This window comes from Streptomyces sp. NPDC031274, assembly GCF_055570235.1.
On sequence record NZ_JBVIHP010000009.1, the window covers coordinates 184,251 to 208,525 of the forward strand.

General features: G+C 67.1%; 23 protein-coding genes and 1 tRNA gene. 12 read left to right on the forward strand and 12 right to left on the reverse strand.

What is annotated here, in order from left to right; genetic code table 11:
• Positions 1 to 8: 8 nt before the first annotated feature.
• Together ACZ5CR_RS17010 and ACZ5CR_RS17015 are read left to right on the forward strand one after the other, a co-directional pair.
• Positions 9 to 1,562, forward strand: a complete 1,554-nt coding sequence (locus tag ACZ5CR_RS17010; protein WP_468858064.1) for an aldehyde dehydrogenase family protein — start codon at positions 9 to 11, stop codon at positions 1,560 to 1,562.
• 318 nt (positions 1,563 to 1,880) lie between these two features.
• Positions 1,881 to 1,968: transfer RNA gene (locus tag ACZ5CR_RS17015), tRNA-Leu, on the forward strand.
• 88 nt (positions 1,969 to 2,056) lie between these two features.
• On the opposite strand, the gene ACZ5CR_RS17020 is transcribed toward ACZ5CR_RS17015, so the two are convergent.
• Both ACZ5CR_RS17020 and ACZ5CR_RS17025 read right to left on the reverse strand, forming a co-directional pair.
• Positions 2,057 to 3,328 (reverse strand): tyrosine-type recombinase/integrase, encoded by a 1,272-nt coding sequence (locus ACZ5CR_RS17020; protein ID WP_468858066.1) that lies wholly within the window; start codon positions 3,326 to 3,328, stop codon positions 2,057 to 2,059.
• Between the two features lie 5 nt (positions 3,329 to 3,333).
• Positions 3,334 to 3,900 (reverse strand): hypothetical protein, encoded by a 567-nt coding sequence (locus ACZ5CR_RS17025; protein ID WP_468858068.1) that lies wholly within the window; start codon positions 3,898 to 3,900, stop codon positions 3,334 to 3,336.
• 170 nt (positions 3,901 to 4,070) lie between these two features.
• On the opposite strand from ACZ5CR_RS17025, the gene ACZ5CR_RS17030 reads away from it, so the two are divergent.
• From ACZ5CR_RS17030 to ACZ5CR_RS17050, 5 genes are all read left to right on the forward strand, one after another.
• Positions 4,071 to 4,241, forward strand: a complete 171-nt coding sequence (locus tag ACZ5CR_RS17030) for a helix-turn-helix domain-containing protein (protein ID WP_468858069.1) — start codon at positions 4,071 to 4,073, stop codon at positions 4,239 to 4,241.
• A 781-nt stretch (positions 4,242 to 5,022) separates the two neighbouring features.
• On the forward strand, positions 5,023 to 5,283 hold the full coding sequence (locus ACZ5CR_RS17035; RefSeq protein WP_468858071.1) for a hypothetical protein: 261 nt from the start codon (positions 5,023 to 5,025) through the stop codon (positions 5,281 to 5,283).
• Between the two features lie 134 nt (positions 5,284 to 5,417).
• The gene (locus ACZ5CR_RS17040; RefSeq protein WP_468858073.1) at positions 5,418 to 6,116 is read left to right on the forward strand and encodes a hypothetical protein; all 699 of its coding nucleotides are present in this window, start codon (positions 5,418 to 5,420) and stop codon (positions 6,114 to 6,116) included.
• Positions 6,117 to 7,047: 931 nt separating this feature from the next.
• Positions 7,048 to 7,281, forward strand: coding sequence for a helix-turn-helix domain-containing protein (locus tag ACZ5CR_RS17045; protein ID WP_468858235.1), 234 nt, complete (start codon positions 7,048 to 7,050; stop codon positions 7,279 to 7,281).
• Positions 7,282 to 7,329: 48 nt separating this feature from the next.
• Complete coding sequence (locus ACZ5CR_RS17050) at positions 7,330 to 8,244, forward strand: phage major capsid protein (protein ID WP_468858075.1); 915 nt, start codon at positions 7,330 to 7,332, stop codon at positions 8,242 to 8,244.
• An 859-nt stretch (positions 8,245 to 9,103) separates the two neighbouring features.
• On the opposite strand, the gene ACZ5CR_RS17055 is transcribed toward ACZ5CR_RS17050, so the two are convergent.
• The 4 genes from ACZ5CR_RS17055 to ACZ5CR_RS17070 all read right to left on the reverse strand — a co-directional run bounded on the left by ACZ5CR_RS17055 (position 9,104) and on the right by ACZ5CR_RS17070 (position 11,791).
• Positions 9,104 to 9,934: a helix-turn-helix domain-containing protein gene (locus ACZ5CR_RS17055; RefSeq protein WP_468858077.1), complete on the reverse strand. Its 831-nt coding sequence runs from the start codon at positions 9,932 to 9,934 to the stop codon at positions 9,104 to 9,106.
• Positions 9,931 to 10,431 carry a DUF6879 family protein gene (locus tag ACZ5CR_RS17060; protein WP_468858082.1) on the reverse strand — a complete coding sequence of 167 codons (501 nt, stop codon included), beginning with the start codon at positions 10,429 to 10,431 and terminating at the stop codon, positions 9,931 to 9,933. Before ACZ5CR_RS17060 ends, ACZ5CR_RS17055 begins: the two co-directional genes overlap by 4 nt.
• Positions 10,415 to 10,621: a hypothetical protein gene (locus ACZ5CR_RS17065; RefSeq protein ID WP_468858085.1), complete on the reverse strand. Its 207-nt coding sequence runs from the start codon at positions 10,619 to 10,621 to the stop codon at positions 10,415 to 10,417. The genes ACZ5CR_RS17060 and ACZ5CR_RS17065 overlap by 17 nt, the downstream gene beginning before the upstream one ends.
• 402 nt (positions 10,622 to 11,023) lie before the next feature.
• Positions 11,024 to 11,791: an SDR family NAD(P)-dependent oxidoreductase gene (locus ACZ5CR_RS17070; RefSeq protein ID WP_468858087.1), complete on the reverse strand. Its 768-nt coding sequence runs from the start codon at positions 11,789 to 11,791 to the stop codon at positions 11,024 to 11,026.
• A 137-nt stretch (positions 11,792 to 11,928) separates the two neighbouring features.
• On the opposite strand from ACZ5CR_RS17070, the gene ACZ5CR_RS17075 reads away from it, so the two are divergent.
• The 4 genes from ACZ5CR_RS17075 (at position 11,929) to ACZ5CR_RS17090 (ending at position 16,753) form a co-directional block, all read left to right on the forward strand.
• A complete protein-coding gene (locus ACZ5CR_RS17075) occupies positions 11,929 to 12,405 on the forward strand; it encodes a MarR family winged helix-turn-helix transcriptional regulator (protein WP_468858237.1) in 477 nt (158 codons plus the stop codon).
• Positions 12,406 to 12,571: 166 nt separating this feature from the next.
• Positions 12,572 to 14,803, forward strand: a complete 2,232-nt coding sequence (locus ACZ5CR_RS17080; protein ID WP_468858089.1) for an MMPL family transporter — start codon at positions 12,572 to 12,574, stop codon at positions 14,801 to 14,803.
• 64 nt (positions 14,804 to 14,867) lie between these two features.
• Positions 14,868 to 16,049 (forward strand): sensor histidine kinase, encoded by a 1,182-nt coding sequence (locus ACZ5CR_RS17085; RefSeq protein WP_468858091.1) that lies wholly within the window; start codon positions 14,868 to 14,870, stop codon positions 16,047 to 16,049.
• A 23-nt stretch (positions 16,050 to 16,072) separates the two neighbouring features.
• Positions 16,073 to 16,753 (forward strand): response regulator transcription factor, encoded by a 681-nt coding sequence (locus ACZ5CR_RS17090; RefSeq protein WP_468858093.1) that lies wholly within the window; start codon positions 16,073 to 16,075, stop codon positions 16,751 to 16,753.
• Positions 16,754 to 16,810: 57 nt separating this feature from the next.
• Here ACZ5CR_RS17090 and ACZ5CR_RS17095 read toward each other — a convergent pair whose 3' ends face one another.
• On the reverse strand, positions 16,811 to 17,671 hold the full coding sequence (locus ACZ5CR_RS17095; protein WP_468858094.1) for a hypothetical protein: 861 nt from the start codon (positions 17,669 to 17,671) through the stop codon (positions 16,811 to 16,813).
• Positions 17,672 to 17,837: 166 nt separating this feature from the next.
• Here ACZ5CR_RS17095 and fes point away from each other — a divergent pair, with 166 nt between their 5' ends.
• Positions 17,838 to 19,115, forward strand: coding sequence for an enterochelin esterase (gene fes / locus ACZ5CR_RS17100; protein ID WP_468858096.1), 1,278 nt, complete (start codon positions 17,838 to 17,840; stop codon positions 19,113 to 19,115).
• On the opposite strand, the gene ACZ5CR_RS17105 is transcribed toward fes, so the two are convergent.
• The 5 genes from ACZ5CR_RS17105 to ACZ5CR_RS17125 are packed head-to-tail and all read right to left on the reverse strand — an operon-like array spanning position 19,100 to position 24,236.
• Positions 19,100 to 19,243 (reverse strand): hypothetical protein, encoded by a 144-nt coding sequence (locus ACZ5CR_RS17105; RefSeq protein WP_468858098.1) that lies wholly within the window; start codon positions 19,241 to 19,243, stop codon positions 19,100 to 19,102. The genes fes and ACZ5CR_RS17105 overlap by 16 nt on opposite strands.
• Positions 19,240 to 19,455 (reverse strand): MbtH family NRPS accessory protein, encoded by a 216-nt coding sequence (locus ACZ5CR_RS17110; protein WP_468858100.1) that lies wholly within the window; start codon positions 19,453 to 19,455, stop codon positions 19,240 to 19,242. Before ACZ5CR_RS17110 ends, ACZ5CR_RS17105 begins: the two co-directional genes overlap by 4 nt.
• Positions 19,452 to 23,375, reverse strand: a complete 3,924-nt coding sequence (locus tag ACZ5CR_RS17115) for an amino acid adenylation domain-containing protein (protein ID WP_468858102.1) — start codon at positions 23,373 to 23,375, stop codon at positions 19,452 to 19,454. The genes ACZ5CR_RS17110 and ACZ5CR_RS17115 overlap by 4 nt, the downstream gene beginning before the upstream one ends.
• The gene (locus tag ACZ5CR_RS17120) at positions 23,372 to 23,602 is read right to left on the reverse strand and encodes a phosphopantetheine-binding protein (RefSeq protein ID WP_383271642.1); all 231 of its coding nucleotides are present in this window, start codon (positions 23,600 to 23,602) and stop codon (positions 23,372 to 23,374) included. The genes ACZ5CR_RS17115 and ACZ5CR_RS17120 overlap by 4 nt, the downstream gene beginning before the upstream one ends.
• A gap of 1 nt (position 23,603) precedes the next feature.
• On the reverse strand, positions 23,604 to 24,236 hold the full coding sequence (locus tag ACZ5CR_RS17125; protein ID WP_468858104.1) for an isochorismatase family protein: 633 nt from the start codon (positions 24,234 to 24,236) through the stop codon (positions 23,604 to 23,606).
• Between the last annotated feature and the right edge of the window lie 39 nt (positions 24,237 to 24,275).

Sequence of the window (24,275 nt, forward strand, 5' to 3'; positions counted from 1 at the left end):
ACATTCGAATGGCACCCACCCTCACCAACCCCCTCGTCCTCAAAGCCGATACGGCCTGGACCGACGCCTGGCGGCGCTGCCTCGCCGTCGCGCCCGAGGCCTTCCGCGACGACCGCGTCCTGAACCTCTGGAACGGCACCTGGCAGGCGGACGGCCGGACCCTGTCCGCCACATCCCCCGTCGACGGCAGCCCCATCGCTGGCCCGCCACGCCTCGACGCTGCCACCGCCCACCAGGCCGTACGCGCCTCGCTCGACCAGCACCGGACCTGGCGCCACGTCCCCTTGACGGAACGGCGCGCCCGCGTCGCCGCCACCCTCGACGCCCTCACCGAACACCGCGAACTGCTCGCCCTCCTCCTGGTCTGGGAGATCGGCAAGCCCTGGCGGCTCGCCCAGGCCGATGTCGACCGGGCCATCGACGGCGTGCGCTGGTACGTCGACGGCATCGAGCCGATGGTCGAGGGCCGGACCCCGCTGGACGGTCCGGTGTCCAACATCGCGAGCTGGAACTACCCCATGAGCGTGCTCGTTCACGCAGTGTTGGTACAGGCACTCGCGGGCAACGCGGTCATCGCCAAGACCCCGACCGATGGCGGCGTCGCCTGTCTGACCCTGGCCTGCGCCCTCGCCGCCCGCGAAGGGATCCCCGTCACCCTCGTGAGCGGCAGTGGGGGACAGCTGTCCGAAGCGCTGGTCCGCGCACCGGAGATCGGCTGCGTCTCCTTCGTCGGCGGACGGGACACGGGCGCTGCCGTCGCCACCGCCGTCGCCGACCTCGGCAAGCGGCACATCCTCGAACAGGAAGGACTCAACACCTGGGGCATCTGGAACTACAGCGACTGGGACGCGCTCAGCGCCGTCGTCCCCAAGCTCTTCGACTACGGCAAACAGCGCTGCACCGCGTATCCGCGCTTCGTCGTCCAACGTGGCCTCTTCGACGAGTTCCTCGCCGCCTACCTCCCGGCCGTGCGCACCCTCCGCGTCGGCCACCCTCTGGCGGTCGAGCGCCCCGAAGACCCGTTCCCGCAACTGGACTTCGGCCCGCTGATCAACGCCGCCAAGGCGAAGGAACTGGGCGACCAGGTGACGGAGGCGATCAACCGCGGAGCCGTGCCGCTGTACCGCGGCGCCCCGGCGGCGGACCGCTTCCTGCCGGGCCAGGACACGGACGCGTACGTCCATCCCGTCACGCTCCTCAACCCGCCCCCGTCCTCCCCGCTGCACCACGCGGAGCCGTTCGGCCCGGTCGACACCATCGTCCTGGTCGACACGGAGGCGGAGCTGCTCGCTGCCATGAACGCGTCGAACGGAGCGCTGGTCGCCACGCTGTCGACCGACGACACCGCGGCGTACGAACGTCTCGCGCCGCAGATCCGTGCCTTCAAGACGGGCCGCGGGAAGCCCCGCTCGCGCGGCGACAGGGACGAGCTGTTCGGCGGATTCGGCGCGTCCTGGCGCGGCGCGTTCGTCGGCGGAGAGCTGCTGGTCCGGGCGGTCACACAGGGCCCGGCGATGGAACGACCGCCGGGGAACTTCCCCAGCTACCACCTGATGGCGTGAGGCTCCCCTTACCCACGGGAGCCATCTGACCGGCAGGTGACCGGCAGGTGACCGGCAGGGCGTCGGCGGCCTAGCGGCGGCCTGACCGATGCCCTGCCGGTCGAGCCGCATGGCGAACGCCCGGTCCGCGCCGCGCCCCCGTCTCAGCGGGCGCTCCCGTAATCAACCGGTCACTTGTGGTGAGGCTCCGGGCGGGCTGCCGGGAGCCGCCGGGTGGCCGCTCGTCGACGTACGGATATGCAGGTGAAAGGCACTCCGAAAGCTTGGTATTGTTGTCCATGTCGCCGCGGGGAACACCCCGCGAACGGCAGACACCTAGTCCGGGTGGCGGAATGGCAGACGCGCTAGCTTGAGGTGCTAGTGCCCTTTAACGGGCGTGGGGGTTCAAGTCCCCCCTCGGACACCAGCTGAGACCCCTGTTCATCAGGGGTTTTCTGCATTTCTGGGGTGTGGCGTGACCAACCACGTGACCAACAGCCCAGAGAATCCCCAGGTCAGACCAGGGATGACAGGCCGAGTCGGCCCGCACCGGAGGCGGCGAGCTTCCGCGCTCCGTCCTTACGAGAGTGGCCGTATCGGGCCATGGTGTAGCCCGGCGAGTGGTGCCGGACGTTGGCGGAAACCTCTACCGGGTTCTCCCCGGCCTCCAGATCGTTAGTGACCTTGCTGTGCCTCCAGTCGTGGATGCGGAACTCCTCGGGCAGCTTCAACCGGGTGCGCAGGGTGCGCCACCGTGCCGAGACCTTCTCAGGGTCCTGTGGGCCGCCTGCCTCGCCCCGGTAGAGCTTGCAGCCGTCGCGGGCGAACACCAGGTCGTGATCGACCCATGCGGAGCCGAGCCGCTTACGCTCGGCGTCCTGGCGCTCCTTCTGCCATTTCAGGACGTTCATCACGGACTGATCCACGTAGATCGCGGCGTTGTCGTCGCCATCCTTGGTGAGCTTCCGGAGGCGGTAAGTATTGCCCTCTTCGACCACAACCCAGCCCAGTTCAATGGCCCCCTCCTCCCAGCGGACGAGAGACCACTTCATGCCCAGGGCTTCACTGCGCCGGACGCCGGTAGCGGCGTAGACGGTCCACAGCGGAGCGTCCCTGAGGCAGTGGTGAGTCAGGCCGCCGTCACAGACCCGGTTGCCGCACGGCTCCCACACCGAGCCCAGGAACCGCCCCGTCTGGTCGTCGTCCATGGTCGGGTACTTCTGTTCCTGTGCCCGTATCTGACGGGCGGTGGGCGGGTGCGCCGTTGCTGCCGGGTTGGCCGGTATCAGCTTCGGCACGGCCGCCCCAAGAGCACCGGACAGGATGTTGTGAACGTGCCGGACCGACTTGGCCCCCAGCGGCTTCCCCTTGTTGGTCGGGCACGGGACCGTTTCCAGCAGCCGGTACAGATCGTCAAGGGTGTCGTCCGTGACTTCGCACAGCTTCACCCCGCCGATGTGCGGCCTGATGTGCAGACGGATCTTCGTTTCGTACCCGGCCACGGTCGTCCCCTCCTTCCGATGATTCGACAGCCACTTGTCGAGCCAGTCACCCAGCTTCATGTCTGAGCGGGCCGCGATCTTCCCCGCCTCGTAGCTGCTGTGCCATTCCCGCAACGACCTTTCCGCTGCGGTCTTGGTCGGGTACTCCCTGCCGATCCAGTAACGGATCTGCTTGCCCTGCGCCCTGTCGAAGCGGAGCGGGGTGCGCACACCCCAGGTGTTCGGTCTGCCCTTGCGCGGGATCTCCACCGGAGTCCCCCCGAGCCCGTTACCGCGCTTTGCCACGTGGGTTACTGCTCCTTCCTGTCACTGCTCAACCAGTCGTTGAGGATCGCTGTCGCCTTGTCCGTGAGCCGTTTGCCGTCCCACAACTCCAGTTCCTTTGCGCGCTTGACACGCTCGGACAAGGTGGCCTTGCCGACGCCTAGGCGAGCCGCCAATTCCCCCTGTGGGGCAGTGGTGTCCGTGGCTCGCAGTCGGGCCAACTCGGCCACCAAGAGGGCGTAGTCCAGCTCTGTCCGGCACCGCTCCGGCACCGGCCACGGTTCGCCCATGACCTGGTGCTGTTCCGGCTCCAATGCCGCGCGGAACTCTGCCTTGATCTGCGAGAAGGGGACCTGTCGCAGGAGGCTGGCCGGGATGCCGTCTGTCTCCAGAGCCTGATCCATGAGCCGGACAATCTCGTCCTCGTCAGGCCCTCCGATGCTGAGCCGGATCTTTAGTTCGATCGGGCCGGTGAACGGGGCGTTGGTGTCGGCGCGCGCGGAGACCTCCCATGGGCCGTAGTACCGGCGCCACACCAGCTCACTGCCTTCGCGGCGCCACTCGTTGACTGCGTCTGTCTCTTCTGTGCTCACAAGATCCACCATACGCGTAGCCGAACTGGATGCAACAGGTTCGGCCCTGTGGTGATGGTCACTGCTTCTGAACTTGACGCAACTGGTTCGGAAGGGGGCAAGATGAAGGTGGGCCGGACAGCAGCGGGCGGGAGCAACCACCCACCGGCCAGCAGAGCAGGGGAGACGCATTGACCAAGCTGATGACCGTTGACGACGTGGCCGCCTATCTGGGCAAGCCTCGTTCCTGGGTGTACGGGAATTGGAAGGGTGAGCAGATCCCGTTCCGGAAGGTGGGGCAGTCTCTCCGGTGTCGTCCGGCCGATCTTGACCGCTGGCTGGACGCACAGGGGGCGAAGTGAACGCGCCATGAATGGTGGCATTTTCCTGGCCTTCAAATCCACAAAGACCCGTACAGGATCTCGCTTGCTATCACGTCCCGATCAAAATAACGCGTCGGGGCGGGCCCCTCCCCCTACCCTCCGCGCCCTCAGACGTTTCGCAACGCGATCAAAATGCGCAGCCAGCCTTCGCGCAATCGTCATTGTTGCGATGGAATGTATCGTGGAACAGTCGACAATTAGGGTCGAGAGACTCTCGCAGATCCTTTTCTGACTCATCGTCGTAATTGACAACATTAACGAGGGTCCTGGTGCCGTCGCTGTGCACTGTGTAGACATCGACTCTCATCACCTCTGCACTTCCCTTCTGAGAGGCCCTGAGCGGCTATCTCGGCTCATGCCAAGCTGGCGGACGGGAGCCTCTGCTCTCATCGGCCCACAGGCGCCCTAACGGTGACTGGTGACCAGGGGTCTCAGGGCGCGAGCGGAGGACACGCCGAAGGGGCTAACGACCAAAGGCCGCTACCGATACCCCAGAGGTGTGAATGCCCCCACGGAGCACGGTGAGTCGACAACCAGGGGTCTTGCTGACCACGGGAGATCGTTAGTACAGCCGGATGGCCAAGGGAGGTACCCCCTCCCTTGCCTAGTCAGCTAACAGGCCGTGATCCAGGTCACCGCAATCTCATACAACCTTTTGCGTCGCTCCTCTGTCTCACCTGGGAGTCGGGCCTAGTGGTCGACCAGCACCAATCGCAATTCGGAGACGCTTTAGCCTGCCCAAAAATTGAGGGGATTTTGCATGATCGATGACTTTATCGAGAAGATCAGAGATGACAGTGATATCGAGCATGTGAAAAATGTCGGATACTGCTCCGACCCGGACCCGACCGGTCCCGTCACTCGCGGGCAAGTTTCCAGCGAAATTGCGCAGGCTATGCAGTATGCGATTTACTCCGATCAAGACTTGGAGCAGCGGATAGAAGCCCTTGAGAATGAGAACGCAGAGCTGAAGAAGCGCGTGGACGCTCTGGCGGATTCCATCAAGAGGCTGACTTCCTGACATCAGTCCGGCACTGCAACAAACGAAAGACCCGCCTCACCTAAATTGAGGCGGGTTTTTCTATATCCACTATCCCGTTCCAAGGGGTCCGACTTGAGTCGGGCCCCTTTCTCTATGTGTCGAAGGAGCTACCTGTGACTGCTTCTATTGATCCGTTCCATGATGTAAAGATTGAGCGGACCTTCATTAAGTTGGACTTGGTGACTGAGCGGGATCTCGGGTGCAACGACCCGTTCTGCTGCGGACCCTCGAATCAGCCTTGCCCCAGGAGAGTCACCAATGCGTATGGGTACGAGAAGCCTCAGGCCCCTGCTGTAGAACCTGAGTCGGGCGACTGCGGCCCTGTTTCCTCGCAGGAGATAGAGCCTGCTCCCTGGGATACCGACATTGAAAGCATAGAATCAGCCGACACGGGGCGCGGCCCGTGGCAAGGGGTGTCTATGTCCTACTGCGATGCGATCGGCCAGAACGCCGCCGGACTTTCCAGTGATTCCCGTTTGATCATGCTCGCCCTGGGCCGGGCAGACAAGTACGGGCACGCTGAGTTCGGACCCGGTGAACTGTCTCTCCTCCTGGGCGTCCAGGAGCCAGCCGTAGTGAAGCTGATAGCCAAGCTGGTGAAGGCTGGGCTTGCAGTGGAGGGGTCCAAGTCCCGATGCGTGTGGCTCGCCTACGAACTGCGTGGAGGGGGACGTACGCCGGTCAACCTGAAGTGGGGGTGTGAGGTCCATGGGCCATTGGGGGCGGGAACCGTGACCCCCGCTCCCGAGACGGCAGACCTGGGCTCGGACCTAGCTACGGGACTGCTGAGGGCCTACTCTCCAACATCATGATCATCGTTGTTTCCTCACAGGAAATGACCACTGTGACTGACCTGGGTTTTTGCTCCTGCCCCTATAAGAGACGCCTGGGGCAGATACGCCAGAGACCGGCCTGATCGCCCGTCGACTGAGAATAGAGAGTGATCGGAACCAAGGGAGATCACGACCGATCTATGTGCCTAGTAAGAGCCAGCCCCTCCCGGCTGGCGATTAGATTTCTTTATGTGGATAGGACCCCAGCTTTGGCGGCTGGGGTCTCACTTATCTCTACTCAGAGCGAGTAGCCGCTTGAGCGGCTAGATGAGTGAGGGCTTAGCTGGAGTACCAGATAGAACTAACCATCTGGAGTTACCTACTTCAGTCGGAACTAGATCCTGAGATTCACTTCGTTCATCACCAGGCGGATCTGTCCTCCTGATTTCACTACCTTGACACTCCGCCTACGGCTCCGTGCTCGATATGGACATCAGCACTTTAGCAACCTCACTACATGAATCCACCTACACCTCCTGCGCTGCACTCCGGTGCTTAACGGTGGATTCCTTACGCTCGGGCGTGCTGATGGCAGTTTCCTTTTCATTCCATCCACCGATGACCAGCCTTCAACATCCACCCCATAGCTTCGCGAGGGGGATGGATGTCTTGACTTTGGTCACGGCGTCTTGAATGTGGCCGCCGCTTTCGGGGCTGATGCAACAACTCCCTTTCATTCCTGCCTCTCACCGGCATGCGGAGAGGCGCCGGTATCTGTGACCGCCGGTCCTAATCAAGAGTCACAGCAGGATTGGTCCACCTGGGAGCAACGGACCCCTTTTTCTTGCCCATCGATGGGATTGATTCATCCCAATCAGCTGAAAGTGAAGTGATTCAAGTGATTCCAAATTTTGACCTCGCCCGGCGGCGCCGGAATCTCGGCCTGACTCAGGAAGATGTTGGCGATCTGGTGGGTGTTGACCGCCAGACGGTTGGCCGGTGGGAGTCGGGCCAGCACGCCCCTACTCACGAACACCTTGTGAAGTGGGCTCAGGCGGTCCGTATGCCTGTCTCGGTACTTCTTGCCTATGCGGGTGAGGAAGAGCGTGAGATTGCCGCTCTGTGCCCTGGTGGCTTCACTCAGCCGGAACACGGTGCTATCCGCCAGATCGTTACCCAGGCCCGCGTCACGAGCGCTGCCTGATCCTTTGATCACTAAGAACGGAGATTGAACATGGCTAACAATTTTGCAGTGACTGACAAGGTGGCTTCTGTCGCCGCCGCTTCCCTGGGTGCCTCTCTGGTTCTCGGTCGTACCGTCTTCCGCGATGTCGAGAAAGAATTCGAGGGTGGGTACGGTGACACCATTCGCATCCGAGTGCCTAAGGCGATTCCGGCCAGGCCTTTCATCGAAGGCACGACCACCATTACAGATATTGTCCAGACAGTGAATGAGGGCACTGTTCCTCTCAAGCTCAGTACTCACGCTGTCTCTGCGGTCTCGCTGAGCCCAAAGGACTACAGCCTGAACGTCTTCTCGACTCAGGTTCAGGCAGTCGTCCCGACTTCGCAGGGTGTTGCCGAGTACATCGAGAACGCGATTGCGACTGAATGCCTTAACCCGAAGATTGCTGCGGCTGACGCCCTGATTATCGATCCTGCCAATGTTCGTGATGCGATCCTGGACGCTGGTGTCATGCTTGATAAGGCCAAGGTTCCGGGTACCCGCTGGCTGGCTGTTTCCCCTGATGTTAAGAAGCTGCTCCTGGCTGACCCGATGCTTTCTGCGGTCAATTCCTCCGGCGGTGACGATGCTCTGGCCGACGCCGTTATCGGCAGGCTCCATGGCTTCAACGTCGTTGTTTCGCCTTACCTGGATGCCGGTGCAGTTGCTTACGCGCAGGACGCGTTCGCCGTTGCTATCCGTGCCCCGTACGCTCCGCCTGGCTCCAACGGTGCATCTGCCGAGTTCTCTGACTCGACTTCGAGTGTTGGATACGCGCTTACCGTGCTTCAGGCTTTCCATGACGACACTCTCACTCAGCGAATCATTGCTGAGGCTTTCGTCGGTACAGCTGAGATCGACCCGGCTCGTTCAGTTGGTCTGAAACTTTCTTCTGGTGCATTCAGCGCTGAGGCCCTGAGTGCCAAAACTGCGAAGAAGTAATGGCTAAGGATTGGCCGGATCACCCCCGGCCTAACCCAATTCCCGAGAAGGGAAAGCCCTGGACTGACTAGTTGCTATTCATCTAAGTACGACATGGATCACAGGACGCCGGTTAAGTGGCTCTCCTAGGACATACGAGAGCCCCCTACCAGCAGTAGTAGGGGGCCTCTCTTACCGGCTAGCGCGATACTCGCCAGGCTGGCCACCGTGCTCGTTCACCCACCACGCCACGGTGCAGTCAAGGCACCTGTAGCGCCATCGTGGATTACGTGTCGCTGGGTCATTGGGGCGCGACAGGATCACGTGAACGCTGCGGCATTGCACGCACCGAACAGTCTTCATGAACGAACTGACGGCGAGATACGCACGGCCTCCGCTATCCGTTGAACGTGCTCGGCCTTGAGCGCAGGCAGTGCGACATACGCGTGCCCCTGGGGGCGGCCCACCATGGGTCGGATGCCGTCGCAGACTTCTTGGGGGAGACCCAAGGCGGTTAGGGCTTCTCGGAGCGCGTTGCTGGCGTCAGCCGCTGTCCTGAGGCTGTCTCGCCATTTCTGCATTTCGATGTCCACGGGCCTCACCTGTGATCGTCTTGGTGGTGTTGCCTGAGTTCCACGTTCGCGTCAGAAACCGCGCTGTAGTTGCCAGTCGATCTGAAGTTCTCTCGCTTGTTGCAGAGTCCCAAACAGCGTTTACAGCCCGGTACTGCACGGGGCTCAGGGGGAAGCTCCGTCAGTCCGCTGTAGGTCTGTTGTTTCTGCGTCACGATGTGGCCTCCCCGCCATCCGTCCTGAACACCCAACTAGTGTCGTCCTGCGGATGACGGGGGCCTACGTTTATGCGCGCTCTGGACTAAAGATCATCGGAGGCTGTTTGCACACTGCCTGAGAAAGGTACGGGCGTCATCATCGAAGAGCGCCTTTTCGGCGTGAACGGCGAACTCTTCAAGGAGAGTTGTTACGTCCCGAGGGTCACGGAACACCATGACACCGGTCGACACTTCCACGGTCGCAATGCGGTCGTCGTACACAGTGAACGTGTTTAACGGAGCCGGGCCGACCTGAGACCCGAGGGGGAGCACGCCGAGCCTGACATTCGGTAGGTGTGTGAGTGATGCCAGGTGGTCAATCTGCACCGCTAGCGCGTCCGCGCCGACGAGCGGCCACCTGACGGCCTGTTCCGTCAGGAGGAACGTGAACTGTTTCGTCCGGTCGTAGAGGACCTGTTGCCGTTCGAGCTTTCGCCCAATGGCCTTGGAGTGGTCACCGGGGATGTGGGCGAGGCTGGCCCGGATGTACTCGGGTGTCGACAGAAGCCCCGTCACCATCGACAGCAGGAAGTACCGCAGCTCTCGCGAGGACTGTTCGAGCCCTGCTAGCTCAAGCTGCTTCTTGTCCAGCCCCTTGCGCCGCATGTCGCGCGCGCCCTGCCACTCTGTATTGGCCAGCCTGGCTAGCGCAGTGGCTTCCGCGAGGAGCTTGGGCGGGGCCTCAACGGCCCTGAGGATCTGTTCCACGTCCACCAGGGACGGCCGTACTCTGCCACTCTCAATACGGCTGATCTTGGATTGCGACATGTTGCAGCGCGCAGCGAGCCGGACCCCTGAGAGCCCGGACCGCTTGCGTAGTGCTTTCAGTAGGGCTGCCAGCTCTTCGCTGGACTGCCCTAGCTGCTCTGGCTCGACTGTCACCTAGCCGCGTACTCCAGGTACGGCACGGAGGCTTCAAGGGCTAGCCGCTGGTATTCGATGAACGGGGCAGGGTCGCCCTCGTACAGTTCGCGGCTAATCTGCTTCCCGTCCGGCTGATAGTGCATAAGCACGACCGTAGAGCGGTCGAACATCCAGAAGTCGCCTACGTCGTTAGGAAGAGGGTTGGTCCGGTCCGTCAGGTCGAGGATGCGAATGTCTTCCCCTGCGGGCGCCTGGTGCTGGTAGTACCTCTCGAACTCGAACCTGAGGTAGTCGCTCAGCGGCTGGCGGATGATGTGGACGCGTCCCACGTTGCGTGTGCGCACCATGTCGATCCAGGAGTCTTCGTACGGACCGGGGAAGCGGGCGCCGTTCTTGAACGCTGCGAACTCGTAGGCTTCCTGCGGCACGAGGTACTGCGGAAGAGTCTCAAGCCGCCATGCTTCGCTCTCGAAGTCGCGGAACTTGGCTTGCCACTCGTCACCATCCAAGAGCACGGATTGCCTCCCTGAGTACTGCTTCCGGGATCTCTACTAGTCCCTCGCCGGTCGGCGGAGCAAAGACTTCGGATACGTCGCCCTGGACGATGAACGAGCCGGACGCGGTCTGGTAGACGTTCGGGCAGTCGCCTTGTCCGCAGTCGCCGTTCCCGTTGCCTGTGAGCCGGGTCAGTTCCTCGCGTGCCATAGCCACGAACCCCCTCTTGAGGGCCCCTGTGAGGGCCGGTCGCCACGACAGTACGAGCGAGGCGGGCAAGCCGTCTATGCAGGAACACGACTATGCGCGTCATTGCATAGAGAGGGCGGCGGGCAGTTCAAGAGGGCCGGTTGGTTACGTGACCAACCCATGACCAACAGCGGTCCGAAACAGTCTGAAACGGGGGTGATGCATGACCAGCGCGAAGCTTCAACTATGCGGCGCATAGCGGGCGTTACCGCTGGTCAACTAACTAATGGGCTGGTGCCCGAGTGGAGAGTTCAAGTCCCCCCTCGGACACTTTTCAGTGAGTTTGTACGAGTGAGGGCCATGACCGGAAGGTCATGGCCCTCACTCGTGTTCCACCTCGAATCCGGTCAGGCGTGAAGCCGGTCAGACCGCCGACCAGCCCCCGTCCACCGGGAGAATCGCCCCGTTGATGTTGCCCGCCGCCTCCGACGCGAGGAACACGATGGCCGCCGCCTGCGTCTCGGCTCCGGCGGGGCGGCCGACGTTCCCCATGTACGGGGCCAGTGCCTGCGGGCCGAGTGCGTCCTTGTCGACGTCGAGCCGGATGTTGGTGATCGTGCCGCCGGGGGCGATCGCGTTGGTGCGGATTCCCTTGTCCCGGTAGGTCACGGCCAGCGACTTGGTCAGGCCCACGATGCCGTGCTTGGACGCGGTGTAGGCGGCTCCGGCCGCGCTGCCCCGCAGTGAGGCCTCGGACGCCGTGAAGACGAGGGAGCCCCGGCCGGCCTCGAGCATGTGCGGCAGGACGGCCCGGGCGAGCAGGAACGGGGCGGTGAGGTTGATGCGGATCACCCGCTCCCACTCCGTGTCCGTGACGTCCGCCGCGGCCGACATGCTGTCCATGATCCCGGCGTTGTTGACCAGGACGTCGATCCCGCCGAAGGCCTTCAGCGCGGTCGCCACGGCCTCGTCGACCACCGCCTGTTCGCTGAGGTCGCCCACGACCGCGACGGCCGTGCCGCCGTCCGACTCGATCTCGGCGGTGACCTCGGCGGCGCCCTCCGCGTTCAGGTCGGCGACGACCACCTTGGCTCCGCGCTCGGCGAAGGCGAGGGCGGTGGCCCTTCCGATGCCCGAACCGGCCCCGGTCACGATCACGCTGCGGTCGGTGAAGTCCATGACGCTGCGCATGGTTCCTCTTTTCTCGAGCTTGTCTCGGGCTGGAGATGACCGATCCTGGCGCCGGCTCTCGCGATATGCACTATACATACGAAGTGCATGATGCACGTTATGGGTAGAATGCGTGTATGGAAAAGCCCGGTCGTCGCATGGACACTCCCGTTGGCCGAACGGACAAGCCCGTTCGACAGGTCGAATTCGAGACGATGCTGCTCGGACGGCACTCGCACCTTTACAACCCCCGCACGCGCTCCTCCGGCGGGCGCCTGGACCGCAGCGCGTACGTCCTGCTCAGCCGCATCCAGATGGACGGCCCGATGTCCATCGGCCAGCTCACCGAAGCCTTCGGCCTCGACGCGTCCACCCTCAACCGGCAGACCGCGGCCATGCTGCGGACCGGACTCGTCGAGCGCATCCCGGACCCCGAGGGCGGCATGGCCCGCAAGTTCCGCATCTCCGCCGAGGGTGAGAGTCAACTCGACGCCGACCGCGCCGAGTACACCCAGGGCCTTGAGAAGGTCCTGGACGGCTGGTCGGCGGAGGACGTGGCGACGTTCGCCGGCTTCCTCCAGCGCTTCAACAGCGACATCGAGAGCCTGGAGGGGCATCCCTGGCCGCGCCCCTGAAGCGCACCGATCCGTAGGGGTGGGGTGTAGTTCCCGCGGATGACATGCCGGGCGCGTGTACTGCCACGTCAGTACGCCCGATTGTCATCAGGCGCACGACGACCGGACACCCCCCTTCCGGAGAGCCTGTGGAGGTACCCGAGACAAGATCTGGAGACCTCTGCCCGTGGCTACTCTTCTCTATCGCCTTGGCCGTCTGGCCTTCCGGCGGCGCTGGTACGTCGCCCTGCTGTGGGTGGCGGTCCTCGGTGTCGTCGGCTTCGGTGCGGTCACCGCGCCCGCCGCCCCCGACGAGAGCAACTCCATGCCGGGCATCGAGTCCCAGAAGGCGTTCGACCTGATGGAGCAGCGCTTCCCCGGGGCCGCGGCCGACGGGGCGAGCGCGCGGATCGTCTTCGTCGCCCCGGACGGGCAGAAGATCACCGCGACCGAGAACCGGGCCGCCGTCGAGGAGTTCGTCGAGAAGTTCGTCCAGGGGTCCGGGGACGAGGCGGCCGACGGGTCCCAAGTCACCCAGGCCGTCGACCCGTTCAAGGCGCGGGCGGTGAGCGAGGACGCATCGACGGCGTACGCGACCGTCACGTACAAGGTGAAGGCCGACGACCTCACCGACCGGACCAAGTCGACCCTCGAGGGCGCCATCGAAACGGCCCGTGACGCGGGCCTGACCGTCGACGTCGGCGGTACCGCCCTCGCGAGCCAGCCCGCCGCGGGCGGTGCGGCCGAGGTGATCGGCATCGCCATCGCGGCCGTCGTCCTGCTCATCACCTTCGGCTCGCTGGCCGCCGCCGGGCTTCCGCTGCTCACCGCGGTCATCGGCGTCGGCGTCAGCATGGCCTCGATCCTGGCCCTGGGCAGCGCCCTCGGCCTCTCCGCGACGACCGGCACCCTCGCCACCATGCTCGGCCTCGCGTGCGGCATCGACTACGCCCTGTTCATCGTCTCCCGCTACCGGGAGGAGCGGGCCAAGGGGCACACGCCCCAGGAAGCGGCGGGCCTGGCCGTCGGTACGGCCGGTTCGGCGGTCGTCTTCGCGGGGCTCACGGTCGTCATCGCACTGGCCGGACTCTCGGTGGTCGGCATCCCGATGCTGACCAAGATGGGTCTCGCCGCGGCGGGGGCGGTCGTCGTCTGCGTCGTCATCGCGCTCACCCTCGTACCGGCCCTGCTCGGCTTCTGGCCGAACGCCGTCCTCTCCCGCTCCGCCCGAAGGCGCGGCAGGGACAAGGGCAGCGGCGAGCGCAACGGCGGCAGCCGCTGGGCCAGGTTCGTCCTGCGCCGCCCCGTCCCCGTGCTCCTCGCCTCGGTCGCGGGCCTCGGCGCACTCGCCCTGCCCGTACCCGACCTCCAGCTCGGCATGCCGGGCGACGAGGCCAAGCCCACATCGACCACGGAACGCCGCGCCTACGACGCGCTCGCCGACGGCTTCGGCCCCGGCTTCAACGGGCCCCTGACCATCGTCGTGGACGCCAAGGGCGCCGCCGACCCGAAGGCCGCCGTGTCGACCGTCGAGCAGAGGATCGGCACCACGGAGGGGGTCGTCTCCGTGACGGGGGCACAGTTCAACCCCGCAGGCGACACCGCGATGTTCACCGCCGTATCGGCCGACGCCCCCACCGATCAGCGCACCAAGGACCTCGTCCACACCATCCGCGACGAACGTCCCGCGATCGAGTCCACCACCGGGGGAGCCACCTTCGAGGTCACCGGCACCACCGCCATGAACATCGACATGGCCCAGAAGGTCCAGGACGCCCTGCTCCCGTACCTCGCCGTCGTGGTGGGCCTCGCCGTGCTGCTCCTGATGGTGGTCTTCCGCTCCGTACTCGTGCCGGTCAAGGCGGCCCTCGGCTTCCTCCTGTCGGTCGGCGCCGCCCTCGGCTCGGTCGTCGCCGTCTTCCAGTGGGGCTGGGGCGCCGAACTCCTCGGCGTCGAGCAGACCGGGCCGATCATGAGCCTGATGCCGATCTTCCTGGTGGGCATCGTCTTCGGACTCGCCATGGACTACGAGGTGTTCCTCGTCGCGCGCATGCGGGAGGCGTACGTGCACGGGGACCGGCCGGGTCAGGCCGTCGTCAGCGGCTTCCGGTACAGCGCGCGCGTCGTGGTGGCCGCCGCGCTGATCATGATGGCGGTGTTCTCCGGGTTCATCGGCGCCGGTGAATCGATGATCAAGACGATCGGGTTCGGTCTCGCCGTGGCCGTCCTCTTTGACGCGTTCGTCGTCCGTATGGCGCTCGTCCCCGCCGTCCTCGCCCTGCTCGGCAAGGCCGCCTGGTGGCTGCCGCGTCCGCTCGACCGGCTGCTGCCCCGCGTCGACGTGGAGGGCGAGGCGCTGAGCCGGCGGTCCGCAGCCCTTCCCGCACCGGCCGCTGATCGCGAGACGGCGCGCGTCTGACGGAGCCGCGCGCGACACAGGGCCGCCTGTGACCATGGCTGTAGCACCCTGAACGGAGAACTCGATGCTCACCAGATGGCAGCGCCACGCGGAGGCCCACCCCCGCGCCGCCGACGCGGCCGTGGCGCTGCTGCTGTTCGGCGTCTCGTTCTCCGGCAGCATGCTCAGCACCACCGAGCCGTCCGACCGGCCCACGTGGTGGACCGGCGTACTGATCTCAGCCGTCGCCTGCACGGCCCTGCTGTGGCAGCGCGGCCGTCCCCGCACCGTTGTCGCGGTGACCACGGTCTGCGCCATGGGCACGAGCGCGCTGGGCTTCCTGCTCACGCCCCTGCTCCTCGGCCCGGTCATGTCGGCGCTGTACTGGCTGGCCGCCGGAGCCGACCGGAAGACCACCCGCCGCTACACGCTCGGCGTCGCCGTGCTGGTGGGGGCCACGGCCCTGTTCGCGGACCCCGTCAACCACTCACTCCTGCTCAAGACGCTCAACCCCATCGCCTGGGTCCTGCTGTCGGCGGTGTTCGGCAGTGGCGTCCAGCTGCGCCGCGCCTATCTGGAGGCCCTGCAGTCCCGTGCCGCGCACGCCGAGCGCATGCGCATCGCCCGCGAGTTGCACGACGTCGTCGCCCACCATCTGACCCTGGCCAACGCCCAGGCCGGTACGGCGGCTCACCTCGCCCGCACCCACCCCGACCAGGCCCAGCAGATGCTCACCGAGCTCACGGGCACCACCGCGTCGGCGCTGCGTGAACTCAAGGCCACCGTAGGGCTGCTGCGCCAGACGAACGACGTCGAAACCTCCCCGGAACTGGAACCAGAACCGGAAGCGGAACTGGAACTGGAACCGTCGCCCGGACTCGCCCGGCTCGACGGCCTCACCGCATCGTTCGCGTCCACCGGGCTCACGGTCACCGTCACCACTCAGGGTGAGCCGCAGCAGCTCTCGGCGGCAGTCGATCTGACAGCATTCCGGATCGTGCAGGAAGCACTCACGAACGTCAGCAAGCACGCCCACACCGAGACGGCGTACGTCCATCTCGCCTACGCCCCCGACGGACTGACCCTCAGAATCACCGACGACGGGCACCCCACAGCCCACACGGGCCACACCACCCCCGCTGTCGGCCACGGCTTCGGCCTCATCGGCATGCGGGAGCGCGCCCACTCGGTCGGCGGTCACCTGCACGCGGGCCACCGCCCCGAAGGCGGCTTCGAAGTCACCGCCGTACTGCCGCCACACCCATAGAACCCGGAAGAGAACCGCACCAGATGACCATCCGCGTCCTGCTCGCCGACGACCAGGCCCTCCTCCGGGCGACCTTCCGCATCCTCATCGACTCCTGCGAGGACATGGAGGTGGTCGCCGAGGCCACCGACGGCGAGGAGGCCGTGGCGCTCACCCGGGCCCACTGCCCCGACATCGTCCTCATGGACATCCGCATGCCCGGCACCGACGGCCTCGCGGCGACGGCCACCCTCTGCGCCGACCCGGATCTTCAGGCCACCCGCGTCCTCATCCTCACGACCTTCGAGACCGACGCGTACGTGGCCCGGGCCCTGCGCGCCGGCGCGAGCGGCTTCCTCGGCAAGGACGCGGGCGTCGACGAACTCCTCGGCGGGATCCGTACCGTGGTCGCGGGCGAGTCCCTGCTCTCACCGTCGGCCACCCGCGCCCTCATCACCCGCTTCCTCGCCACCCCCGACCTCGGGGGCCACCTGGCGCCGCCCGAACGCCTCGCCGCGCTCACCGCCCGCGAGCGCGAGGTGATGGCACTGGCCGCCGAGGGGAAGTCCAACGCCGAGATCGCCGACGTGCTCTTCGTCAGCCCCCTGACCGTGCGCACCCACGTCCAGCGCGCCATGACCAAGCTCGACGCGCGTGACCGCGCCCAACTGGTCGTCATCGCCTACCAGTCGGGCCTGGTCCGCCCAGCACCGCCCGCGTACTGAGTTCAAGACCCCAAGACTTGAGGACTGCAGGACTTGAGGACTTGAGGACTTCAGGGCTTAGGACTTCTTGAGCCCGTCCATCTCCGCGCGCGTGTCGGACATGAGCATCTCCTCGACCTCCGACGCCGTCGGCGGCTCGACCTTGTCGTCCGGGCCGCCGCCGTAGAAGCTCCAGCGCATTTCGATGGTGAACCAGCCCTCGCGCACAGCGAGCGTCATGCCGTTGAGGGAGTCCTTGTCCGTGCCGCTCGTCTCGGTCACCAGGTACGCCTCGTCGCCGATGCCGCTCACGGCCTTGGTCTTGTAGCCGTACGTCTTCTGCGACTGGTCCTCGTAAGCCTTCTGCTCCGATGCGAACTCGCCCGCAGGATCGGTCGCCTTGTGCCAGCGGGCCGTGGAGTAGACGTAGATGCTCGTATAGGTGTCCTTGTCCGCTTTCGGGTCCTTGAGCTGGCGGCTGCAGTAGCTCTGATCGAACCCCTTCTGCCGCGACCCGTAGTGGGTGGTCGCGGTGGAGTCCGTGTCGAGCTCGTACTTCTTCTTGAAGGCGTCCAGCGGGGAGACGTCGCAGAGGTTCTTCTTGTACTGGTATCCGGCGAGGTCCGCCTTCGCGTCGTCGCCGCTGTCGGAGCCGAGGTTGCCGGTGGCGAAGAGCGCCCCCGCCCACAGCGCCGACGCGACCACTACGCCGCCGATTCCCCACACCCAGCCCGGCGTGGGCTTGCGCGGACCGGCCGGGGGCGCGGGCGGGGCGGGCGGCTGGCCGTAGGGGCCCGGCTGTTGTCCGTACGGGCCGGGCGGCTGGCCGTAGGGCTGAGGTGAACCCTGGGGCGGGACCGCGCCCGGGGGCTGCTGGTAGGGATTCGGGGGCTGCTGGTACGGATTGGGCTGGTTGGGCTGGGGGTTCGGTATCGACATAGGCGGCAATGTACCGGTGGCCTGGGCCGGGAGGAGACGGTCCTGCCCTGGTCGACCCGGGGATGACCGGCTCAAGTAAGGTCACCCTTAGCTATATGCGTACGAAGTGCACCCGAAGCGCACCTCTGTACGTCCCTGTGCGCAGTGAACCCCTGGAGGCCTCCCCATGCCCGTCACCGCACCTCCCGACGGGGCGACCCGTCGGCCGCCCCGCATCCCGCGGCCGCGGCCCGTCGAGCTGGCGGACAGCGCGTGGGTGGCCCGGGCCGTGGAGCAGGGCGTGGAGCGCGGCGACTTCTGGGGCGCCGTACGGGCGGCCGGCGGGGCGCCGCTCGTCGAGCCCGATCCGCAGGGCGACGGCGCGTACCGGGTCGTCACCTTCCTGTGGCGGGGCACGGACGCGACCCGCTCCGTCCTCGTGATGCCGAACAAGATCGTCGACCCGCGTGACATGGCCCCCAACCTGATGGAACAGGTGCCGGGGACGGACATCTGGCACTGGTCGGTCCGCATGCGCGAGGACTGGCGTGCGACCTACAGCCTGTGTGTGGACGAGGGGGACGGTCCACGGCCAAAGGACGGCGCGTACTGGCCCTGGCTGCGGCGGCAGCAGCGGACTGATCCGCTCAACTCGCGCACGCTCAGCCGACGTTGGGGCGGAGATCCGGTCTCGTACGTCGAGCTGCCGCAGGCGCCCACCGGCGACGACTGGCGGCGCCGCGACGGCGTGTCGCGCGGCACGGTCAGCACGCACACCGTCCGCAGCGAACTGCTCGGCAACGAGCGGCAGGTGCACCTGTACGAGCCGCCGGGCGGCGGGCGCGACCTGCCCGTCCTGGTGCTCATGGACGGCGAGATGTGGCAGCCGGGGCTCGACGTCGCGACTCTCCTCGACAACCTCATCGCCGACGGCAGCATCCCGCCCCTGGCCGCCCTGCTGCCCGAATCCCTGAGCGCCGACCAGCGCTGGGAAGAGCTCGCCTGCAACGAGCGATTCGTCCGGTTCCTGGAGACCGAGCTGCTGCCCTGGGCGAGCGAGCGGCTCTCCCTGACCGGCGATCCCGCGCGGACCGTCGTCGCGGGCCAGAGCCTCGGCGGTCTCACCGCCGCGTACGCCGCCGTGATCGCACCGGGGCGGTTCGGCCGCGTCCTGGCGCAGTCGGGTTCCTTCTGGTGGCCCGACGGACCCGACCTGGAACGCTCCGAGTGGCTGACCGGACGCATCGCCGCGAGCGAGAAGCTGCCCGTGCGGTTCTGGCTCTCGGCCGGTGAGCAGGAGTGGGTCGCGCTGCCCGCCATGCGCAGGCTGCGCGCCACGTTGCGGGAGAAGGGGTACGACGACGCCGTGTACCGCGAGTTCAACGGCGGACACGACTACTTGTGCTGGCGCACCGAGCTCGCGGACGGGCTCGTCGGGCTGCTCGGCGATCAGTCCGTCGCGTAGCCCGCGGGGAGGCCACCGCGCAGCGGGCGCGGCAGTCGCACTACTTCCACCGCCGCCCGGCCTCGCTCATCGGTGTCGAGGAGCGACACGTCGAGCGGGTCCGGGCGGACGAGGTTGATCTCCGTCACGCGGGCGGATCCTGGAGGCGGGCCACACAACGGCCGTACGTCTCCGGGCCGTACACGGTGGTCCAGCCCTCGGGCGCGTGGCGGAAGAGCGGCCACAGGGAGTACTCCCCGAGCGCGTTCTCCAGGACCAGATGGGTCGGCTCGGTGCCGGTGCCGGTGCCGGTGCCGGTGTCGCTGCCGACCGGGTCGAACGGGCCGGGCGTGGTCGTCATGCGTGGTCCAGCTCCTTGAGGTGGGTGGCGAGGACGGCGCAGACCTCGTCGAGGCGGCGCGGCTGGGTCAGCTCCGGGTGCAGGCAGTCCACGTCGTGGTTGGCGATCGACCCACTGACGTACGGTGCCCAGGCCTCCCTCGTCAGCCAGTCCTCGGCGCGTGGCGCGGAGGCCGTGAAGAACAGGGCGTCGCCGTCGAAGGTGCGGTGCTCGTGCTCGCGCATCAGACGGGCGTTGTTGATCACGATGTCGAGGACCGCCGACAGCGTCCGGTCGGGCAGCCCCGCCAAGGCGCTGCCCTCGCGTTGCAGGGTGGCGAGGACGTCCTCGCGGGTCAGCTCGTCCGTCAGGTCGTAACCGGCCATCCGCAGAAGCGCCTTCAGGGCGTCCGCCTCTGCCGGGACCGCCGCATCACGCCACTGATCGGACGGATAGGCGTCGAGCAGCGCGAGCAACTCGACCTCTTCGCCCGCCTCTTGGAGGAGGACGGCGACCGTGTGGGCGAGAACGCCGCCCACCGACCAGCCGAGCAGCCGGTATGGCCCGTGTGGCCGCACCGCGCGCAGCGACTCGACGTACTCACTCGCCATCTCCTCCATCGTGGACGGGAGTTCACCATCACCGTGCGAGCCGTCCGAGCCGTCCGAGCCGTCCGAGCCGTGCAGGCCGCGCGCCTGAAGGCCGTACACCGGCTGGCCCGGGTCGAGCCGCGAGAGCAGCCCCGAGTAGCACCAGCTGATGCCGCCCGCCGGATGGAAGGTGAACAGCGGGGTGCGGTCGCCGCCCGCACGCAGGGCGAGCAGTACGTCCAGGGAGCGGTCGGCCTCGCTGTGGTCCGCGTCCAGATGGGCGGCGAGCGCCGCCGGGGTCTGCGCCTGGAAGAGCGTGCCGATGGTGAGCTCGGCGCCCAGGGTGTCGCGGACCCTGGAGACCAGGCGGGCCGCCAGGAGCGAGGTGCCGCCGAGGTCGAAGAAGGCGTCGTCCACGCCGAGTTGTGGCACTCCGAGGATCTCGGCGAAGAGCCGGGTGAGCGTCTCCTCGCGGTGGCCGCTCGGCACCCGGCCGCCGTCGGCTGAGCCCTCGAAGGCGGGGGCGGGCAGAGCGCGCCGGTCCAGCTTGCCGTTCGGGCTGAGCGGGAAGTCGTCCAGGACGAGGATCGCGCCCGGCACCATGTAGTCGGGCAGCGTGCGGGCGAGTCGGGCGCGCAGCTCCTCTGGGTCCGCGACGGCTCCGGTGTCGGAGGGCGTCACGTACCCGACGAGCCGCTGGTCGCCCGGCCGGTCCTCGCGGACCAGGACACTGGCCGCGCCCACCGCCGGATCGGCTGCCAACGCGGCCTCGATCTCGCCCAGTTCGATACGCAGGCCGCGCAGCTTCACCTGGTGGTCGGTGCGGCCCAGGTACTCGATCTCGCCGTGCTCGGTCCAGCGCGCCAGGTCGCCCGTGCGGTACATGCGCGTTCCGGGCGGACCGTAGGGATCGGCGACGAAACGGGCCGCGGTCAGTTCGGGCCGCCCCAAGTACTCGGCTGCCAGCTGGGTGCCCGCCAGGTACAGCTCGCCCTGGATGCCGGGCGGGCACGGCTGGAGCGCGGCGTCCAGGACGTACAGGCGCGTGTTCCAGACGGGCTTGCCGATCGGCACCGGGCCCGTCCCTCCGGTGGCGCACGCGTGGTACGTCACGTCGACGGCGGCCTCGGTCGGACCGTACAGATTGTGCAGCGGTACGCCGTCGAGCACGCGCCCGAACTCCCGTACCGTCTCGCGAGGCAGCGCCTCGCCGCTGCAGAAGACGTGCCGCAGTCCCGCGCAGTCGGCCGCGGCCGGTTCCGACAGGAAGACCTGGAGCATCGACGGGACGAAGTGGCAGACGGTGACGTCCTGTTCGCGGATGACGCGCGCGAGGTACGCCGGGTCCTTGTGGCCGCCGGGCTCGGCGACGACGAGCGTCGCGCCCACCCGCAGCGCCCAGAAGAACTCCCACACCGACACGTCGAACCCGGACGGCGTCTTCTGCAACACCCGGTCACCGGGAGCGAGTTCGTACTGGCCCTGCATCCAGCGGAGCCGGTTGTCGATCGCCGAGTGCGGCACGACGACGCCCTTGGGGCGGCCGGTCGAACCGGACGTGTAGATGACGTAGGCGGCGTGGTGCGGGGTGAGCGCGCGCGGCGGGTCGTACGTGCCGTACGGCGTCGTGTCCAGGCGGTCGAGGGCGACGAGCGGAACATCCGACGCGGGCACGCGGTCGGCACGGTCGGCGATCACGCAGGCGGGGCCCGCGTCCTGAAGCATGTACGCGAGGCGGTCCGCCGGATAGTCCGGGTCCAGGGGGAGGTAGGCGCCGCCCGCCTTGAGCACGGCGAGCAACGTGATCACCAGGTCCAGGGAGCGGGGCACGGCGACCGCCGCGAGCGCGCCCGGACGCACGCCGACCTCGATGAGATGGTGGGCCAGCCGGTTCGCGCGGGCGTTCAGCTCGGCGTACGTCAGCTCCTGGTCGCCGAAGACCAGGGCGGTGGCGTCCGGGGTGCGGACCACCTGGCCCTCGATCGGGCCGATCAGCGTGGTGGGCGGCACCGGGCGCGCGGTGGCGTTGAACTCGTCCACCACCAAGGTGAGTTCGGCCCGGCGGGCGATCGTGTGCTCGGCCAGCGGGGTGTGCGGTCCCGCCTCCGCGATGCGCTCCAGGAGCTCCATGAACCGCGCCTGGTGAACTCCGAGCTCCTCCGGCTCGTACAGGGCCGGATTGCCGTCGTAGTCGATGCGCAGGCCGCTGCCGTCGGCGCGGTCGTAGACGTTGACCGTCAGGTCGTCGACCGGGCCCGCCGACAGGTTGTGGGCGTCGGTGCGGGCGCCCGCGAAGGTCAGGCCGTAGTCGAACGGCATGACGTTGATCAGCGGCCCGACCAGGGACCGGCCGTCGCCGAGGAGGCCCAGATCGCGGCGGATGTCCTCGTAGCGGTAGCGCTGGTGGCGGCGGGCGGCACGGATGCCGAGCACCACCTGCCGGGTCAGCTCCGCGAATGACGCCTGCGGGGTCACGGTGAGCCGCAGCGGAAGCACGTTCATCACCATGCCGGGCACGCGGAGCGCCACCGACCCCATGCGGCCCATCATCGGCAGACCGAGCACCACCTCGGCGGAGCCGGTGGCCCGGGAGACGTAGAGCGCCTGCGCGGCGATCAGCACCTCCGGCCAGGTCGCCCGCATCGACGACGCGGACTCCCGCAGCCGCGACGTCGCCTCGGGGGAGAGGCGGGCGCTGCGGCGGTGGAAGGTGCGGGACGGCAGCGCGGTGCGCCCGGCCAGGTTGGGGGCGTCGGGCCGGTCGGCGAAGGCGCCGCCCCAGTGGCGGCGGTCCGTCTCGTACGTCTCCGAGGCGCGGTACGCGGTGTCCTCGGCGACCAGGTCCGCGAGGCGCCCGAAGGGGCTTGCTCCCGGCGCCTCGCCCGCTGCGAGCGCGGTGTAGACCTCGGCGGTGCGACGGGCGAGCAGCGAGTAACCGAAGCCGTCCATCACGATGTGGTGCACCCGCTGGTACCACAGCCAGCGCTCGTCGCCGACGCGGAACAGCGCGTGCGCGAACAGCGGCCCGGCCGCCAGGTCGAACGGCGTGGCCAGGTCCTCGCGCATCCACGCCTGCGCTTCGGCGTCCGGGTCGGACGCGGCACGCAGATCGCGCACCTTCAGCGGCAGCGTCGGGTCGGAGACCTCCAACTGGCTCGGCCCGTCGGCCCCTTCGATGATCCGTACGCGCAGGGAATCGGCCTCAAGGACCACCTGACGCAGCGTCCGCGCGAACAGGGACGGGTCGATGGGGCCGTGGATCTCCAGGCACTCGGCCGTGTTCTGGGCCGGGCTTCCCGGGTCGAGTGCCTGCGCGAACCACATGCCCGACTGGGCAGCGGTGAGCCTCATGCCGAGGCTCCCAGAATCGGCGCCCAGGCCTCGATGGCGGGCTGCTCGGCCAGGTCCACGAAGGTGGCCGTGATGTCGTGCTCGCGGCGCCAGCGCTCGATGAGCGACATGATGCGCACCGAGTCGAGGCCGTAGTCGACGAGGTTCTCGTCGAGGGGGATGTCGGCCGGGTCCTCGCCCAGGACATCAGCCACGTCGGCCCGTATGAGTTCCACGCTGAGCGCCATGTCAGATGCCCTTCAGAACCGTGTCGGTGGTGGTGACGACCGCGCACCGTCCTGCCGCGTAGCGCAGCGCCATGTCGTGGTCCTCGCGGGAGAAGTCGGCCACCGCGTCCGCGACGACGAACGCCTGCACGTCACGCATCCACGCGTCGCAGGCCGTCATCAGGACGCCGATGTGCGCGTACACACCGACGATGACGATCTGGTCCCGGCCCGCCTCGCGCATGCGCTCCTCGAGATCGGTACGGACGTACGCGCTGTACTTCCACTTCGTGAGCACGGTGTCGCCGGGCTCCGGCGCGACCGGGCCCGCGATCGCCTTCGCGTGTTCGTCGTCGGGAAGGCCGGGACCCCAGAAGTCCTGCTGGAGTCCGCGCTCGGCCGGCGACTGGCCGCCCGGCTGCGCGGAGTACAGGACGGGGATGCCGGCCGCGCGGGCCGACTTCGTCAACTCACCCACATGGGCGAGGAGTTCGGTGGTCGGCGACGTGTCGGGGGTGTAGGCGGTCAGGAAGTGGTTCTGCAGGTCGTGGACGAGGAGTACCGCCCGCTGCGGGTCGATGGTCCACGCGACCCGGTTGTCGGGCAGCTCGTCGGACGAGGGCATCGCGTACGGCGTGACGGCGGGGAGCGCCATGGTGGGGGCCTTTCGGGGAATTCAGGAAAGCTGGGTGGA

Coding starts and splice junctions, on each gene's coding strand:
- ACZ5CR_RS17010 (WP_468858064.1), top strand. CDS start 9: ATGGCACCCACCCTCACCAACCCCCTCGTCCTCAAAGCCGATACGGCC.
- ACZ5CR_RS17070 (WP_468858087.1), bottom strand. CDS start 11,791: ATGCGCAGCGTCATGGACTTCACCGACCGCAGCGTGATCGTGACCGGG.
- fes (WP_468858096.1), top strand. CDS start 17,838: ATGCCCGTCACCGCACCTCCCGACGGGGCGACCCGTCGGCCGCCCCGC.
- ACZ5CR_RS17115 (WP_468858102.1), bottom strand. CDS start 23,375: ATGAGGCTCACCGCTGCCCAGTCGGGCATGTGGTTCGCGCAGGCACTC.
- ACZ5CR_RS17035 (WP_468858071.1), top strand. CDS start 5,023: ATGATCGATGACTTTATCGAGAAGATCAGAGATGACAGTGATATCGAG.
- ACZ5CR_RS17125 (WP_468858104.1), bottom strand. CDS start 24,236: ATGGCGCTCCCCGCCGTCACGCCGTACGCGATGCCCTCGTCCGACGAG.
- ACZ5CR_RS17075 (WP_468858237.1), top strand. CDS start 11,929: ATGGACACTCCCGTTGGCCGAACGGACAAGCCCGTTCGACAGGTCGAA.
- ACZ5CR_RS17085 (WP_468858091.1), top strand. CDS start 14,868: ATGCTCACCAGATGGCAGCGCCACGCGGAGGCCCACCCCCGCGCCGCC.
- ACZ5CR_RS17090 (WP_468858093.1), top strand. CDS start 16,073: ATGACCATCCGCGTCCTGCTCGCCGACGACCAGGCCCTCCTCCGGGCG.
- ACZ5CR_RS17065 (WP_468858085.1), bottom strand. CDS start 10,621: ATGGCACGCGAGGAACTGACCCGGCTCACAGGCAACGGGAACGGCGAC.
- ACZ5CR_RS17120 (WP_383271642.1), bottom strand. CDS start 23,602: ATGGCGCTCAGCGTGGAACTCATACGGGCCGACGTGGCTGATGTCCTG.
- ACZ5CR_RS17095 (WP_468858094.1), bottom strand. CDS start 17,671: ATGTCGATACCGAACCCCCAGCCCAACCAGCCCAATCCGTACCAGCAG.
- ACZ5CR_RS17110 (WP_468858100.1), bottom strand. CDS start 19,455: ATGACGACCACGCCCGGCCCGTTCGACCCGGTCGGCAGCGACACCGGC.